The organism is Amycolatopsis sp. NPDC088138 (assembly GCF_044741685.1).
Taxonomy (GTDB): Bacteria; Actinomycetota; Actinomycetes; order Mycobacteriales; family Pseudonocardiaceae; genus Amycolatopsis.
Genome location: NZ_JBIUTB010000012.1, coordinates 98,316 through 112,830, shown reverse-complemented (window position 1 = coordinate 112,830; position 14,515 = coordinate 98,316). Strand labels below are relative to the sequence as shown.

The window sequence follows — 14,515 nt, the reverse complement described above, 5'->3', positions numbered from 1 at the left end:
TTCGAAGGTTACGTCAGGCGGCCCCGCGGGTGCAGGCTGAGAAGCAGCTAGAGCACACCGGAAGCAGTACGCCGACGAGGACGGGACCATGAACGCACAGCTGCCGACCTTCTCCCTGCTGATCGACGGCAAGGCCGTCGGCGCCCGCTCCGGGCGCACCTTCGAGTCGCCGAACCCGTACACCGGGCAGCCGTGGGCCGTCGTGCCGGACGGCGGCCCCGAGGACGTCGACGACGCCGTCGCGGCGGCCCGTGCGGCGCTGGAGGGCGAGTGGGGCGCGCTGACGGGGTTCGCGCGGGCGGCCCTCATGCACCGGCTCGGCGACCTCATCGGCGAGCACGCCGAGCGGCTCGCCCGGCTCGAGGTGAACGACTCCGGCAAGCTCTACCGCGAGATGCTCGGCCAGCTCACCGCTTTGGGCGGCTGGTACCACTACTACGCGGGCCTCGCCGACAAGATCGAAGGCCGCCAGATCCCGGCGCCGAACCCGGACTACCTCGTCTACACCCGCCGCGAGCCGGCCGGCGTCGTCGCGGCCATCACGCCGTGGAACTCGCCGCTGCTGCTGCTCACCTGGAAGCTCGCGCCCGCGCTGGCGGCCGGCTGCACGGTGGTGGTGAAGCCGTCCGAACACTCCCCCGTCTCCACGCTCGGGCTGGCCGAGCTGATCACCGAGGCCGGGTTCCCGCCCGGCGTGGTCAACGTCGTCACCGGCCTGTCCCGCGAGACGGGCGCGGCGCTGGCCGGGCACCCCGGCGTCGACAAGGTGGCGTTCACCGGGTCGACCGCCACCGGCCGGGCCGTCGCGGTGGCGGCCGCCGAGCTGCTGAACAAGGTGACACTCGAGCTGGGCGGCAAGTCGCCGCAGGTGGTGTTCCCCGACGCCGACCTGGCCGCGGCCGCGAACGGCGTGATCGCGGGCGTGTTCGCCGCCACCGGCCAGACGTGCATGGCCGGCTCGCGGCTGATCGTGCACGCCGACGTCCACGACGAGCTGATCCGCCTCATCGCCGAGCGCGCGTCGGCGATCAAGCTGGGCGACCCGAACGACCCGGCCACCGAGATGGGCCCGGTCGCCAACGCGCCGCAGTACGCGAAAGTGCTGCACTACCTGGAAACCGCGAAGGCCGAAGGCGCCACGGTCGCCTGCGGCGGGGTGGCCGACCCCGGGCTGGGCGGGCTGTTCGTGCAGCCGACCGTGCTGACCGGCGTGACGCCGGCGTCGACGGTGTTCCGCGAGGAGGTGTTCGGGCCGGTGCTGGCCGCGCTGACCTTCACCGACGAGGCGGAGGCGATCCGGCTGGCCAACGACACGCCGTACGGCCTCGCCGGCGCGGTGTGGACGAAGGACGTGCACCGCGCCCACCGCGTCGCGGCGAAGATCAAGGCCGGGACCGTGTGGGTGAACGCCTACCGCGTGGTCGCGCCGTCCGTGCCGTTCGGCGGGGTCAAGGACTCCGGCCTGGGCCGCGAGAACGGCGTCCACGCGATCGACGAGTACCTGACCGACAAGGCGGTGTGGGTCGAGCTGTCCGGAGGCACCCGCGATCCGTTCACGCTGGGTTGATTCCCCTCTCCCCTTTTCAAGGTATAGCCGAGAGGGGGACTTGCGGCAAGACCCCGGGGCGGGTCCACACTGCGGGCTCACCATTTCTCGTCGAGGGGATTCCTTCATGCGCGTGCTGCTGTCCACGATCGGTTCCCGGGGCGAGGTCCAGCCGGTCCTGGCGCTGGCGTCGGAACTGCGGGCGCTCGGCCAGGACGTCCGCCTGTGCGTACCGCCGGACTTCCGCGACTGGCTCGCCGGGCTCGGCTTCACGGTCACGCCCATCGGCCCCGAGCTGCGCGGGACGGCGAAGGCTCGTCCGTCCGGTGACCTGCGGAAACTGGCCGAGGAGACCGTCGCCACCCAGTTCGCGACGGTCGCCGAGGCGGCCGAGGGCTGCGACGTGATCGTGGCCGCCGGCGCGCCGCAGCTGGCCGCCCGGTCGATCGCCGAGCGGACCGGCGCCGCCTACGTCTACGCGAGTTTCTGCCCGATCACGCTGCCGTCGGACCGCCATTCACCGCCGCCGATGCCGTGGCGCTCGGCGGAAACGCATCACGACCGGTGGAATGAGGATGCTCAGCACTTGAACACCCTTTTCGGCGCGACGCTGAACGCGCACCGGGCGGATTCCGGGCTCGCACCGGTCGACGATCTGCAGACCCACGTTTTCACCGACCGGCCGTGGCTCGCGGCCGACGCCGCCCTGGCGCCGTGGCCCGGCCCCGCCGGCGTCGTGCAGACCGGTGCCTGGATCCGGCCCGACGAGCGGCCGCTGCCGGCCGAGGTGCGGGAGTTCCTGGACGCGGGTGAGCCGCCGGTGTACTTCGGCTTCGGCAGCATGCGCGCCGAGGACGGCCTCGCCGAGACGCTGCTGGCCGCGGCCCGGGCGCACGGCCGCCGGGCGATCTTCGCCCGCGGCTGGGCGGACCTGGCCCTGGCCGACGCGCAGCCGGACGCCCTGGGTATCGGCGAGATCAACCAGCAGGCCCTGTTCGGCCGGGTCGCGGCGGTCGTCCACCACGGCGGCGCGGGCACCACGACTACGGCGGCCCGCGCGGGTGCGCCCCAGGTCGTCGCGCCCCGGATGTACGACCAGTTCTACTTCGCCGACCGGGTCGGTGAGCTGGGTATCGGCGCATCCGGTGCGCCATCACTCGTCGAGGCTCTCGGTGCCGCGTTGCGGCCGGAGATCGCTTTACGGGCGAGCGAGTTCGCAGGCCGGGTGCGCCCCGACGGCGCGAGCGTCGCGGCGCGGCACCTGCTGGAGATGGCGCCACTCACGTCGGCCTGAGTGTCTGTCCGGCCCCGCGCCGTTCGTCGGCCTGGTATGGACTCACCCATGACTGTCATCATCGCCGGACCGGTGTTCGTCGAGCCCGCCGACCGCGACCGGGTCGTGGCCGGGCTCCGGGTCGTCGTCGAGGCGGCTCGGCAGCACCCGGGCTGCCTCGACGTGTCGATCTCCCCCGACCCGGTCGACCCGGGCCGGGTGAACATCTTCGAGCACTGGGAGACGCAGGAGATCCTGGACGCGTGGCGGGCCATCGCCCCGCCGCCCACGTCGTCGGCGGAGCTGACGGAGGACCGGGTGCGCAAGCACGTCGTCGCGCGGACCGGCCATCCGTTCGAGTAGCGGTCAGCGCAGGTCGAGCCACATGATGCGCAGGCCGACGTCGCCCAGCCGGGGGTGGCGGAACGCGCCGGGCGCGACGCCGAGGGTGACGAACCCGAGGCTCTCGTAGAGGCAGATCGCGGCGGTGTTCACGTCGACGACGGCGTTGAACTGGACCGCCGCGAAGCCGGTGCGGCGGGCCCAGGCGACCAGGTCGGTGGCCAGGGCCCGGCCCACGCCGGTGCCCCTGGCCTCGGCGGCGACCATCAGGCTCCCGGACGCGACGTGGCTGCCGGGCCCGGGCCGGTTGGCGTACATGTTCGCGGTCCCGGTCACCCGGCCCCCGTCGGTCGCGACGACGGTTCTGGCGGGTGGACGCAGCAGCCACATCCGCCGGGCGGCGTCCTCGGTCATGGCCGGGTCGTAGGGGAACGTCTCCTGCTCGGTGACGACGTCGTGGAGGATCGGCCGGATGCCCGGCCAGTCCGCCGCGCGGGCGTCACGGATCACCAGCGTCGTCCCGGCCCGTACCGCCACCGCACGCGGGAACGGCTCCACCGGTGGCGAACCGCCGGCGGCCACGAGGAATCCCCGCGCCGTGGCGAGGTTCCGCACATCGCGCATCTGTCCGAAAAGGACGGAGACCGCGCCGCGCTGCGGAACCGCCGGGTCGTCGGCGCCCGCGACGCACGCCAGGACTCCCGGCACACGACGATCTCGGTCGGTGCCCAGTCGACGTACTCCTCGGTCATGGTGACCGAGGTTAACCAGCGTCGGGCGGCGCGACGACCGATTTACCGCGCGGGATCGGTGATCAGCAGGGGGTTGCCGGCCCGCACGGGTTCAGGTGATGGCCGGCTCGGACACGCGGCCGGTCAAGAACTTGACCACCGAGCCGTCACAGAAGGTTCAGCGATCGCGGGCCGACGTGTCTGTCCCCCAGTGCAGCGGCTCCTGCGCCGGAAGGTGCGCCGCCACCGCCGCTTCGATCGCGTCCCATCCCGGGGCGGCTTCGTCGGTCATCGGCCCTCCTCCGGTATTTGCACGAACGCGACGTCCGGGCCGGCGCGCTCGAACGCCGCCGGGGCCGGATGGCCGAACAGCTCCTCCAAGCCCGGGTCCGCGCGGATCAGGTCACGCAACGGCACCAGCTGGCAGTTGGCGGCGTCGTCGAGGTAATCCTGCGTCTCGTCGCCCGCGAAGACGCGCCAGCCGCTGTCCCGGTCGTTGTCCGGGGCTTCACGGTGCAGCCACGTCACCGGCGCGCCCTCGCGCGCGACCCGGGCCGACACCAGCGCCAGCTTCGCGAGGTCGCCGAACCACAGCCGCTCGAAGCGGCGCTGGCGCCGGACGATCTCCGGCGCGCCCAGCTCCACACGCACGCGCAGCAGGGTGCCGTCGGCGGCGAGGTCGCGGAAGACGGGGTACGCGCCGTCGCCCCAGCCGGTGAACCAGCCCGTCATCGTCGCGCCGGCCACCTCGATCGCGCCCGACTCCGTCGGCGAGCGGTACATCTGCCGCAGCACGCGGTAGTGGTCGTCGTGCGGGCGGACGTCGAAGCGGAACCGCAACTCCCCCAAGTCCTGGAGTTCTCGGTGCCAGGACGCCGCTTCGTCGCGGGTAAGGCCGGTCCACCCGTACACGCCGTCGTCGTCCACAGTGGACGCCGAAACCCGGTCCGCGACCGTGGAGGCGTCGGCGCCCCAGAACACGAGGTCGTACCGGCCGTCGTACGGCTCGTCGTTGCGCCAGCCGTTCAGCGCGGCCGGGTCGGCGAACAGCAGCCGGGCCTCGTCCACCAGCACGTACCCGCACTCGACCGTCTTGACCGGCGCCCCGTCGGCGCACTCGACCCACACCGAGTGCCACTTGCCGGCGTCCGGGCCACCGGGGTCCATCCGCTCGCCGAGCACCCGCAGCTCCCGCCCGGCCGGCACCCCGCGCACCGCCACCGCCCAGCCGCCGGGGAACGGCACCTCGGCGCCTTCGGGGTGGTCCTCGAGCAGCCGCCGGACGCGGGTGTGGTGCGCCGTCCGCGGGGTCGGCCGCAGGGTGGCGTCGAGCCCGGTCGTCCGGCAGACCTCCGCGACCTTGGCGGCCACGGCACTGCCGTCCTCGAGGTCGAACGCGTACCGGCCCTTGACGACGGCCAGGTCGAGCGCGGCCGCGACCGCCCGGGCGTCCGGGCCGGTGATCTCGAAGTCCGTCTCCGGGCCGGGCTCCGGCACCCGGTCACCGGACCACAGGCGCAACAGCCCGAAGTCGATCAGCAGGACGTCTCCGGACGGGAACGACGCGGTCCCGAGCAGCTCTCCCATGTGGACATCCAATCAGGACGGCCGCAGCCGCAGGGCCAGAACGGGGCAAGCCGCCGCCGCGCGGCGGGCTTCGGCCACCAATCCCGACGGGACCGGACCCGACGCCATGATCGGGTAGCCCCATTCGTCGAGCCGGATCCGTTCCGGGAGCAGGTCCGCGCACAGCCCGTGCGCCCGGCAGCCGATCGGGTCCACCGTGAGCCTCATGCCACACCCGCCGGGACCCGGCACCGGCCGCCGGCCAGGTGCGCGTCGACGTCGGCCGCGAACGTCCGCAGCGCCGACGCCGCGAGCCGCGCCGCGCCGTCCGGGTGGGCGCACGCGCCGCGGCCGCTCAGCAGCGGGACGCGGCGGGCGAGACGGTCCGCCGAGGCGCCGCCGCGGACCAGCTCGGCGAAGTCCGCCGCGACGGCCGGGAGGCCGAACATGCACGGCCCGCACTGCCGTGCCGACTCCGCAGCGAGAAACGCCAGCACCTTCGCCGTGTAGTCGAGCCCGCACGCCGACGCCGGCAGGACGTGCACCGCCGCGATCCCGGACAAACCGCCACGCAGCTCGGCCGTCCAGGTTCCGCCGTAACCGCCGACGAGCACCGCCTGCACCGGCTCGGCCTCGCCGCCCGCGGCCTCGAGTATCTCGGCCAAAGTCGCGCCCGGCCGCACCGAGACGACGCCTGGCCGGCGCACCGCGCCGGTCACCGTGACCAGGTCCGTCCGCGCCGCGCGGTAGTGGTGCGGCCCGAGCAGGACGACCAGCGCGAGCTGGGCCAGGGTGTCGACGTTGTCCACCAGCGTCGGCCGTCCCCGCACCCCGCGCTCGGCGGGCCGTGGCTCCTTGCCGAGCGGCCGCGCGTCCCCCGACGTCAGGTAGTGGACGAGCGCCGACTCCTCGCTGGCGACGTACCGGCGCGGGATCTCCGCGACGCGCACCGGCACCCGGTCGTCCCGCTCGGCCAGCGCCGCGGCGACGCTCCCGAGCACCGGGCTGCCCGCGTGCACGCACAGCACGGCCTCGGCGGCGCCGATCGCGTGCGCGGCCAGCTGCAGGCCGTCCAGCACCAGGTGCGGGGCCAGCGCGAGCAGGGTCGTGTCCTTCCGGCTCAGGGGGTCGCCCTCACAGCCGTTCGCGACGACGATCGAGCGCCGGGCCCGGGCCGCGCGCAGCTTGACCGCGGTCGGGAACCCGCCGCCGCCGCGGCCGCGCAGGTCCGCCGCCCGGGCGGCCTCGATCAGCCGGTCGCGGCCGTCGTCACCGTGGTAGGCGACCCAGGGCACGACGCCGTGGTGCCGCCGGTGACCGGCCAGGTCGAGGCGATGCGGGGTGAGCGTGCTCATCGGGTGCCTCCGAGCGGGGAGAGCCTGCGGGTTTCGGTGTCGGCGTGCCGGGTGCCGGCGCGGAAGGCGATCCCGCCCAGCACGGCGAGCACGCACAGGACGTCGAGCGCGATCAGCCAGCCGTGCGCGGCGTCGCTCTCGGCCATGCCGATGCCGTGCACCAGCGCGACCGGCCAGCACAGGTAGGCCAGCCAGTGCACGGCCTTCCACGCCTTCGCCGGGATGCGGGTGCGTACCAGGCTGGTGACGACGATCGCGAGCAGCAGGTCGATCGCGACGGCGCCGAGGCCGACCCAGAACGGCTGGTAGTCCGCGCCGAACGGGATGACGACGTCGAGCCAGCTCAGCGAGACGTACCCGTCGAGGATCGCCGACGCGATGTGCACGGCGAGGAACACGAGGCTGGTCAGGGCCAGGTTCCGGTGCACCGCGGCGACGGTGAACCGCGGCCACTCGCGCGTCGCGAACCGGCCGGCGCCGAGCGCGCCGAGGACGACGACGGCGGTGAAGAGCACCAGCGACACCAGCCCGGTCGCGCGGCTGAAGTACCAGACGGCGGAGCTCACGACGCCTCCCGCAGCCCGGTCTCGCGCGGCCAGCCCGGCGTCGTGACGACGTCGCCGCCGACGCCGACGAGCCGCGCGGGCAGGCCGCGTCCGGCGAGCCACGACGGCGCGGCGTCGCCGAGGACGACCGCCGCGGTGCTCGCGGCGTTGGCGTCCACAGTGGACTTCGCCGCGACGGAAACCGTGCGCCAGCGCGGTTTCGGCACGTCGCCGGTGCGCGGGTCGACGATGTGGTGCACCGCGCGGCCGCCTCGTTGCCAGCGCCGCCGGGTCGTCCCGGACGTCGCCAGCCCGCCACCGGACAGCGCGACCGTCGTGTCCGGCCGGGTGACGGCGTCGGCGTGGTCGTCGCCGATCGCGACCTGCCAGCCGCCCGCGGGTGCCGGGCCCTCGACGCGGAGGTCGCCGCCGAGGTTCACCAGCGTCCCGCAGCCGGTCGCGGTGTGGATCCGGCGGGCCGCGCGGTCGGCGGCCAGCGCCTTCGCCGTCGCGCCGAGGTCGAGGTGGACGCCCCGGGGCAGCACGACCAGCGCGCGGACCGGGTCGAACAGCACCCGGTGCCAGCCCGGGGCGGGTGCCGCCGCGCCGAGCGGGCCGTCGGTGACGGCGGCGAAGTCGCGGTCGTACCCCAGCGCCCGGACGGCCGTCCCGACGGTCGGGTCGACCAGCCCGCCGGTGAGCCGGGCCGCGCGCAGGGCGGCGGCCAGGGCCTCGGTGAGCAGCGGGCCGACCCGGACCTGCCGTCCGGCGGCGTCGTGCAGCCGGGAGATCTCGGAGTCGGCGCGGAACCGGCTGCATGCCGCGTCGACCGCGTCCAGCTCGTCGTGCAACAGCTCGACGGCGGTATCGAGGCGGGCCGGGTCGGTGACGAGCACCTCCGCGGTGGTGCCCAGCGCGCGGAACGCCGCCGCAGCGACGCCGCTCGGGGCAGCACTCGCGCTGGTCACGACGCACCCGAGCCGGTGTGCGCGCTGCCGGAGCCGGAGTCGAAGCCGCCGCTGTCCGGCGACTGCAGCTGGTCCTGCGACGTGGTGTTGTCGGTGGTCGTGGTCTGCGTGGTGGTGTCGTCGGCGGCGTTCGCCGACGACAGGCCGAAGCCGATCGCGCCGACGGCGGCCGCGCCGAGCACGGCGGCGGCCGCGGTGGCCAGCGCGGCCTTGCGGCGGCCGTGCTCGCGGCGGGCGGTCCTGGCTGTCGTTTCGGGGTCCATGGGAACGAGTCTCGGCGCCGCTCCTGTGAGCCCCCTGGGAACAACCTGTCAGATCCCTACTACCCATTCCTGCTACCAAAGGAGGTTGACGCCGGAAAGCGATTCACCCACCCTTTCCCTTGTCCGACGGTGGTTTCCCGGTGTTCACGTGCTGGACCGCAGCACGGCACGCACCGGCTCCCTGCCGTCGGCACCATGAGGCGCTCCCACCACGAAGCCCGCGGCCGGACCGGCCGCACCAGCGCTGGAGGACCCATGATCCGCAAGCGGATCTTCGCCGTGTTCGCCGCAGCCGCCCTCGTCACCGCCGGTGCCGTGACGGCGGCCGTCGTCACCCGGCCGGCCGAGCCCGCCGTGCAGCCGACGGCGGCGGCCGTGCCCGCGTTCGACCACATCGTCCTGGTGATGTTCGAGAACAAGAAGTACTCGTCGATCAACGGCAGTTCCAGCGCGCCCTACTTCAACACCCTGGCCTCGCAGAGCGCGAAGTTCACGAACTCGTTCGCGATCACGCACCCGAGCCAGCCCAACTACGTCGCCCTGTTCTCCGGCGCTACGCAGGGGGTCACCAGCGACAGCTGCCCGGCGAACCTCGGCGCCAAGGACAACCTGGGCCAGCAGCTGATCGGCGCCGGGAAGACGTTCAAGGGCTACTCCGAGTCGATGCCGTCGGACGGCTACACCGGCTGCTCCAGCGGCACGTACATGCGCAAGCACAACAGCTGGGTGGACTTCTCCAACGTCCCGGCGGCGAGCAACGTGCGCTACACGAGCTTCCCGACCGACTTCACCCAGCTTCCGACGGTCGCCTTCGTGACGCCGAACATGTGCAGCGACATGCACGACTGCTCCGTCGGCACCGGCGACACCTGGCTCAAGGCCCACCTCGACGCGTACGCCCAGTGGGCCAAGACGCACAACAGCCTGCTGATCACCACCTTCGACGAGGACAGCGGCACGTCGGTCAACCAGATCTTCACCTCGTTCACCGGCGCGCACGTCAAGGTCGGCAGCTACAGCGAATCGATCAACCACTACACCGTGCTGCGCACGATCGAGGCGTCCTACGGCCTGCCGGGCATCGCCGGTGCCGCGAGCAAGTCGCCGATCCTCGACGTCTGGCAGTAGGCCGCGTGTACCTCTCGACCATCGGCCGCCGAGAGCATGCCGGGGCAGCGTCGCCTCGCAAGCTCTCGGCGGTCGGCGCCAACGTGTTCGCGCTCGGCGCCGTCAGCCTGGTCACCGACGTCTCCTCGGAGATGGTCACCGCGATCCTGCCGGTCTACCTGGTGCTCGGCCTGCACCTGAGCCCGGCGGCCTACGGCCTGTTCGACGGTCTCTACACCGGCGCGACGGCGTTGCTGCGGCTCGTCGGCGGGTATGTCGCGGACCGGGTTCGGCGCCGCAAGGTCGTGGCCGGCGTGGGTTACGCGCTGTCCGCGGTGATGAAGCTCGGCCTGCTCGCGGCCGGGTCGTCGGCGGCCGCGATCGGTGCCGTGATCACCCTCGACCGCACCGGCAAGGGCCTGCGGACGGCGCCCCGCGACGCGCTGATCACGTTGTCGGCGCCCGAACCCCTGCTCGGCCGGGCGTTCGGCGTGCACCGCGCGATGGACAGCATGGGCGCGTTCGCCGGCCCGCTGGTCGCGCTCGGCGTCCTCGCGGTGGTCGGCGCCACGAACCCCGAGGCGTTCGACGCGGTGTTCGTCGTGAGCTTCTGCATCGCGGCCATCGGCGTGCTGCTGCTGGTGCTGTTCGTGCGCGACCGCCGGACGCCACGAACGGCCGCCGCGGTGTCCCCTCGTGCGGCACTGGGACTGCTGCGCGGCAGCGGCGTCCGGCGACTGCTGGTCGCGGCGTGCGTGCTCGGGCTGGCGACCGTCGGCGACGGGTTCGTCTACCTGCTGCTGCAGCACAAGGAGGACGTCGCCACCGGCTGGTTCCCGCTGCTCGCGGTCGGCACCAACCTCAGCTACCTGCTGCTCGCGGCGCCGCTGGGCGCGCTGGCCGACCGCGTCGGGCGGCTGCCGGTGGTGCTCGGCGGCTACGGCGCGCTGGCCGTCGTCTACCTGCTGCTGGCCGGGCCGGTGACGGGCTGGCCGCTGTTCGCGCTGGCGCTGGCGTTGTACGGCGCGTTCTACGCCGCCACCGACGGCGTGCTCATGGCGCTGGCCGGGCCGCTGCTGCCGGAAGCGTTGCGCACCACGGGGATTTCGCTGGTGCAGACGGCGCAAGCGCTAGCGTACTTCACCTCGTCCGTCCTTTTCGGACTGGCCTGGCAGTTCTGGGGCGCGGAACAGGCGATCGGCGTCGCGGCCGGCGCGGCGGTGGTCGCGATCGGCGTGACGTTCGCAGTCCTCACCCCGCGGAAGGTGACGGCGTGAAGGCGCGGATCCTGATCGCGCTCGCCGGGGTGCTCGTGCTGGCCGGGGTGGCCGTCGCGTACGTCGGGTTCGCCAGCGCGCGCAACCACGACGTCACCGCGACCGGGTCGGTCAGCCTCACGCCGGGGCCACGGCTGCTGTTCCGCAGCACCGCGGACGCCGACCGCGGGCACGTCACCACCGTCGCGGCCGCCGACCCCGGCGGCGCGCGGACGGTGTCACCGCTGTCGTGCGCCCGGGTCTACGCCGCCGGCGGCACCGGCCTCTGCCTGCGCCCGGACGGCGACCTGACCACCTACCAGCTGGTGGTCCTCGACGCGCGGCTGGCGTCGCAGCGGGAGATCCCGCTGGTCGGGCTGCCGAACCGGGCGCGGGTGTCGGCGAGCGGCCGGATGCTGGCGTGGACGGTGTTCGTCACGGGCGACTCGTACAACGGCGGGATGTTCTCCACGCGCGCCGGCATCCTCGACACGGCGACCGGTGACCTGGCCGGCACGCTGGAGGACTACGCGGTGACGCTCGACGGGAAGCCGTACCAGGCGGCCGACCTCAACTTCTGGGGCGTCACGTTCACCCGCGACGACCGACACTTCTACGCGACGATGTCGACGGCCGGGCACCGCTACCTGGTCACGGGCGACTTCGCGGCGCACACGATCCGCACGCTGCGGGAGAACGTCGAGTGCCCCTCACTCTCGCCGGACGGGACGCGGGTGGCGTTCAAGTCCGCGATCGACGCGGACCCGGCCAAGGGCTGGCGGCTTTCGGTCCTGGACCTGGCGGATTCGCGGGTGACACCGCTGGCCGAGACCCGCAGCGTCGACGACCAGCCGGCCTGGCTCGACGATCACACGATCGGGTACGGCGTACCCCGCGGCCCGGGCCACGCGGACGTCTGGTCGACCCCGGCGGACGGCACGGGCGAACCCCGCCTCCTGATCCCGGACGCCGAGTCCCCCTCGGCGCTCGCCCCCTGACCCCGGGAACCTCGAATGCCGTGAGGGGCACCTTCAGGGACCTGGAGTCCCTGAAGGTGCCCCTCACGGCTTTGTGGCCAGGCGACCGGGGTGGGCGATTAGTCCATTTTGCGAAGACCGTCCAGGATGCGGCGCATCAGGTCGTTGTCCGGGGGCGCGAACGCGTAGCGGGACACCGGCATCGGGATCGGGATGAAGCCCGAGGACGGGCTCGGCGGCGGGATGGTGCGGGGCACCCGCCACGGCAGCCGGTCCGGTGAGGAGTCGCGGCCGATCTGCTCGGGGATCGGCAGGGTCGGCAGCGCGATCGTGCCCGCGTCGGCGAACCGCCGGGCGGCCTGCTCGAAGCGGAGCCGGGCCTGGATGCCGGCCACCGTCCAGTCGGGTTCCTGGTCGGGCAGGCCGGGCCCGCGGCGCGAGCGCCGCTCGAGCGAGATGGCCCAGGCCGCGGCGGCGAGCGCCGGCAGCAGCACGCCGGCGATGATCGCGAGACCGGGCAGATCCGCGGCCATCAGGCGGCCCCGGCGACGGGTAGCAGCATGAGGTTCACTTCCGGACGGACGGTTCTTCCGAAGCATGCGCGGCACCTGGATATTCGACGTAATCGATTGTTCACGGACCCCGAGGACCATCATGAACGACGTACAACGGTCCCGCAAGCGGCCGAACGGGGTCGCCCATCCGGGCGGTGAAACAGCTGGTCAGAGCGTTTTTGCGATGGCTCGACCAAGCCCCTCACTGGGTAGTACGCACACCGGTTCGATCCGGTTCACTTTTCTTTTGCACGACGCTTGTACCGCACCCCGGCACGCTGCGGAAATGCGCATCACGACCGGTCTCGTGATCGTCGCGGCCGACGGGTGACCCGATCGAGAAGGCGAACGGCTTCTGCGTCGATCCGGACGGCAACGCGGCCTCGTGGGGTCCATGATCACCCGGAAGAAGGACGGGCCGGCCCGATCAGCTCGGCGCCGGCCCGGCACTGATCACCGGTGACGACCGCGTGCCGAACGCCCCAATGTGGCGTTGGGTGCGTCTGACGCACCGAACGCCACATTGGGGCGCGTGAGGGTGTCAGCGCAGCGAGCAGGTGCGAGCCAGGTCCGCCGGGGTCGCCCCGGCGGGCCGGGCGATCGTCGCCGACTCCGGCGGGCGCGCGCCGCCCAGCCAGCCCGCCAGTGCGTCGAACGCCGTCCGGAAGCACGGGCCGAGCGGGCGCAGCTGCTCCGGGAACTGGTCGACGAGCCCGTCGACGTGGTTGCCGCCCTCGACGCGGTAGTAGCGGTGCAGCGCGCCGCGGCCGGCGTCGGTGATCATCCGGTCGTAGACGTCCGAGTCGCGGGTGATCGGCAGGAGCGTGTCGAGCGTGCCGTGCAGCGTCAGCAGGGGCTTGCCGATCCGGCCGGTCAGCGAGATCCGCTCCACCGCGCGGGCCACCGAAGCGGGCCGGGACGCGTAGGCGTAGTCCGCGTCGCACGACGGCGTGCCACTGGCGCAGAACGGGACCCCGGCGGCGAGCGCGCCGTCGAACGACGGGTCGACCTCTTCCCGGTAGATCCGCTGCGTCAGGTCCCAGTAGACGCGGTAGTGGTAGTCCCACAGGAACTCCGAGCCCGGCGCGAACCCGGCGTCCACAATGGACTGGCGGGCGGCCTCGGAACCGGCGGCGTAGGCCGGATAGGCGCGCATCGCGGGCGGCAGGAACGTGAACAGGTTCGGGCCGCCGGCCCGCCACAGGGTGCCTTCCCAGTCGACGCCGCCGTCGTAGAGCCACGGCCGGTTCTCCAGCTGCCACCGCACGAGGTACCCGCCGTTGGACAACCCGGCGGCCAGGGTCCGCGACGGCTGCCGGCCGTAGTGCAGCAGCGCAGCCGCCTTCGCGGCCAGCGTCAGCTGGGTGACGCGCGTGTTCCACTCGGTCAGGGCGTCGCCGGGCCGGACGCCGTCCTCGAAGAACGCGGCGCCGGTGTTGCCCTTGTCGGTCGCGGCGAACGCGTAGCCCTCGGCCAGCACCTGGTCGCCGATCGCGCGGTCGTTCGCGTACTGCCGGCGCGTCCCCGGCGAGCCGGCGACGACCAGGCCGCCGTTCCAGCGGTCCGGCAGGCGCAGCACGAACTGGGCGTCGTGGTTCCAGCCGTTGTTGGTGTTCGTCGTCGAGGTATCCGGGAAGTAGCCGTCGACCTGGACGCCGGGGACGCCGCCCGGCGCGGGCAGCCCGGCCGACGTCAGCCCCGCCCAGTCCGCCTGGACGGTGTGGCCGGACGCGAGGGTGCCGGTCGTCGTCAGGTCGTCCAGGTGGACGGCGACCTGCTTCTGGGCGCCGGGCACGAAAACCCGGGAAGCCGACGCCGGTGCGGGCACCGCCGTCGCCAGAACAGAAGCCAGCACCACAGCAAGCCAACCGCGCACGGTCCACCTCCGGTCTCGGACGAGGTCTCGGATGAGACAGAACCCAAGCGCGCGCGGACCGGAAGAGCCATCCCGGCCGCCACCATGAATTCCCGCGCCGATGTGGTGCGGAGCCACATGGTCAGGCCTTCGCGGCCGACCTAACGTCGTCGGAAA

15 protein-coding genes are annotated in these 14,515 nt (G+C 73.3%); 6 read left to right on the top strand and 9 right to left on the bottom strand.

Features of this window, described 5'->3' with window-relative positions:
- The first annotated feature begins 88 nt into the window (after window positions 1-88).
- The 3 genes from ACIOD2_RS49020 (at window position 89) to ACIOD2_RS49010 (ending at window position 3,182) form a co-directional block, all read left to right on the top strand.
- Window positions 89-1,567: an aldehyde dehydrogenase gene (locus ACIOD2_RS49020; RefSeq protein WP_400552968.1), complete on the top strand. Its 1,479-nt coding sequence runs from the start codon at window positions 89-91 to the stop codon at window positions 1,565-1,567.
- 106 nt (window positions 1,568-1,673) lie between these two features.
- Window positions 1,674-2,840 (top strand): glycosyltransferase, encoded by a 1,167-nt coding sequence (locus tag ACIOD2_RS49015; RefSeq protein WP_400552966.1) that lies wholly within the window; start codon window positions 1,674-1,676, stop codon window positions 2,838-2,840.
- 48 nt (window positions 2,841-2,888) lie between these two features.
- The gene (locus ACIOD2_RS49010; RefSeq protein ID WP_400552964.1) at window positions 2,889-3,182 is read left to right on the top strand and encodes a putative quinol monooxygenase; all 294 of its coding nucleotides are present in this window, start codon (window positions 2,889-2,891) and stop codon (window positions 3,180-3,182) included.
- A 3-nt stretch (window positions 3,183-3,185) separates the two neighbouring features.
- Here the strand turns inward: ACIOD2_RS49010 and ACIOD2_RS49005 are convergent, their stop codons facing one another.
- The 7 genes from ACIOD2_RS49005 to ACIOD2_RS48975 all read right to left on the bottom strand — a co-directional run bounded on the left by ACIOD2_RS49005 (window position 3,186) and on the right by ACIOD2_RS48975 (window position 8,589).
- On the bottom strand, window positions 3,186-3,785 hold the full coding sequence (locus ACIOD2_RS49005) for a GNAT family N-acetyltransferase (RefSeq protein ID WP_400552962.1): 600 nt from the start codon (window positions 3,783-3,785) through the stop codon (window positions 3,186-3,188).
- A gap of 395 nt (window positions 3,786-4,180) precedes the next feature.
- The gene (locus tag ACIOD2_RS49000; protein WP_400552960.1) at window positions 4,181-5,479 is read right to left on the bottom strand and encodes a DUF2185 domain-containing protein; all 1,299 of its coding nucleotides are present in this window, start codon (window positions 5,477-5,479) and stop codon (window positions 4,181-4,183) included.
- 12 nt (window positions 5,480-5,491) lie between these two features.
- The gene (locus ACIOD2_RS48995) at window positions 5,492-5,686 is read right to left on the bottom strand and encodes a ferredoxin (RefSeq protein WP_400552958.1); all 195 of its coding nucleotides are present in this window, start codon (window positions 5,684-5,686) and stop codon (window positions 5,492-5,494) included.
- Window positions 5,683-6,813, bottom strand: coding sequence for an NADH-ubiquinone oxidoreductase-F iron-sulfur binding region domain-containing protein (locus ACIOD2_RS48990; protein WP_400552955.1), 1,131 nt, complete (start codon window positions 6,811-6,813; stop codon window positions 5,683-5,685). Before ACIOD2_RS48990 ends, ACIOD2_RS48995 begins: the two co-directional genes overlap by 4 nt.
- Window positions 6,810-7,379, bottom strand: a complete 570-nt coding sequence (locus tag ACIOD2_RS48985) for a ferric reductase-like transmembrane domain-containing protein (RefSeq protein ID WP_400552953.1) — start codon at window positions 7,377-7,379, stop codon at window positions 6,810-6,812. The genes ACIOD2_RS48990 and ACIOD2_RS48985 overlap by 4 nt, the downstream gene beginning before the upstream one ends.
- Complete coding sequence (locus ACIOD2_RS48980) at window positions 7,376-8,326, bottom strand: FAD:protein FMN transferase (RefSeq protein WP_400552951.1); 951 nt, start codon at window positions 8,324-8,326, stop codon at window positions 7,376-7,378. Before ACIOD2_RS48980 ends, ACIOD2_RS48985 begins: the two co-directional genes overlap by 4 nt.
- Window positions 8,323-8,589: a hypothetical protein gene (locus tag ACIOD2_RS48975; protein ID WP_400552949.1), complete on the bottom strand. Its 267-nt coding sequence runs from the start codon at window positions 8,587-8,589 to the stop codon at window positions 8,323-8,325. The genes ACIOD2_RS48980 and ACIOD2_RS48975 overlap by 4 nt, the downstream gene beginning before the upstream one ends.
- A 255-nt stretch (window positions 8,590-8,844) precedes the next feature.
- Here ACIOD2_RS48975 and ACIOD2_RS48970 point away from each other — a divergent pair, with 255 nt between their 5' ends.
- Genes ACIOD2_RS48970 through ACIOD2_RS48960 form a run of 3 tightly spaced genes read left to right on the top strand, consistent with a single transcriptional unit; the run spans window position 8,845 to window position 11,950 of the window.
- Window positions 8,845-9,717, top strand: coding sequence for an alkaline phosphatase family protein (locus ACIOD2_RS48970; protein ID WP_400552947.1), 873 nt, complete (start codon window positions 8,845-8,847; stop codon window positions 9,715-9,717).
- A gap of 5 nt (window positions 9,718-9,722) precedes the next feature.
- Window positions 9,723-10,973, top strand: a complete 1,251-nt coding sequence (locus ACIOD2_RS48965) for an MFS transporter (protein ID WP_400552945.1) — start codon at window positions 9,723-9,725, stop codon at window positions 10,971-10,973.
- The gene (locus ACIOD2_RS48960) at window positions 10,970-11,950 is read left to right on the top strand and encodes a TolB family protein (protein ID WP_400552943.1); all 981 of its coding nucleotides are present in this window, start codon (window positions 10,970-10,972) and stop codon (window positions 11,948-11,950) included. The genes ACIOD2_RS48965 and ACIOD2_RS48960 overlap by 4 nt, the downstream gene beginning before the upstream one ends.
- Window positions 11,951-12,048: 98 nt before the next feature.
- On the opposite strand, the gene ACIOD2_RS48955 is transcribed toward ACIOD2_RS48960, so the two are convergent.
- Together ACIOD2_RS48955 and ACIOD2_RS48950 are read right to left on the bottom strand one after the other, a co-directional pair.
- On the bottom strand, window positions 12,049-12,462 hold the full coding sequence (locus tag ACIOD2_RS48955) for a hypothetical protein (RefSeq protein WP_400552941.1): 414 nt from the start codon (window positions 12,460-12,462) through the stop codon (window positions 12,049-12,051).
- Between the two features lie 562 nt (window positions 12,463-13,024).
- A complete protein-coding gene (locus ACIOD2_RS48950) occupies window positions 13,025-14,341 on the bottom strand; it encodes a tannase/feruloyl esterase family alpha/beta hydrolase (protein WP_400553065.1) in 1,317 nt (438 codons plus the stop codon).
- Window positions 14,342-14,515 lie beyond the last annotated feature (174 nt).

Bases quoted from the DNA above. Each gene is read 5' to 3' on its own strand.
- ACIOD2_RS49020 (WP_400552968.1), top strand. From the start codon at position 89: ATGAACGCACAGCTGCCGACCTTCTCCCTGCTGATCGACGGCAAGGCC.
- ACIOD2_RS49015 (WP_400552966.1), top strand. From the start codon at position 1,674: ATGCGCGTGCTGCTGTCCACGATCGGTTCCCGGGGCGAGGTCCAGCCG.
- ACIOD2_RS49010 (WP_400552964.1), top strand. From the start codon at position 2,889: ATGACTGTCATCATCGCCGGACCGGTGTTCGTCGAGCCCGCCGACCGC.
- ACIOD2_RS49005 (WP_400552962.1), bottom strand. From the start codon at position 3,785: ATGCGCGATGTGCGGAACCTCGCCACGGCGCGGGGATTCCTCGTGGCC.
- ACIOD2_RS49000 (WP_400552960.1), bottom strand. From the start codon at position 5,479: ATGGGAGAGCTGCTCGGGACCGCGTCGTTCCCGTCCGGAGACGTCCTG.
- ACIOD2_RS48995 (WP_400552958.1), bottom strand. From the start codon at position 5,686: ATGAGGCTCACGGTGGACCCGATCGGCTGCCGGGCGCACGGGCTGTGC.
- ACIOD2_RS48990 (WP_400552955.1), bottom strand. From the start codon at position 6,813: ATGAGCACGCTCACCCCGCATCGCCTCGACCTGGCCGGTCACCGGCGG.
- ACIOD2_RS48975 (WP_400552949.1), bottom strand. From the start codon at position 8,589: ATGGACCCCGAAACGACAGCCAGGACCGCCCGCCGCGAGCACGGCCGC.
- ACIOD2_RS48970 (WP_400552947.1), top strand. From the start codon at position 8,845: ATGATCCGCAAGCGGATCTTCGCCGTGTTCGCCGCAGCCGCCCTCGTC.
- ACIOD2_RS48955 (WP_400552941.1), bottom strand. From the start codon at position 12,462: ATGGCCGCGGATCTGCCCGGTCTCGCGATCATCGCCGGCGTGCTGCTG.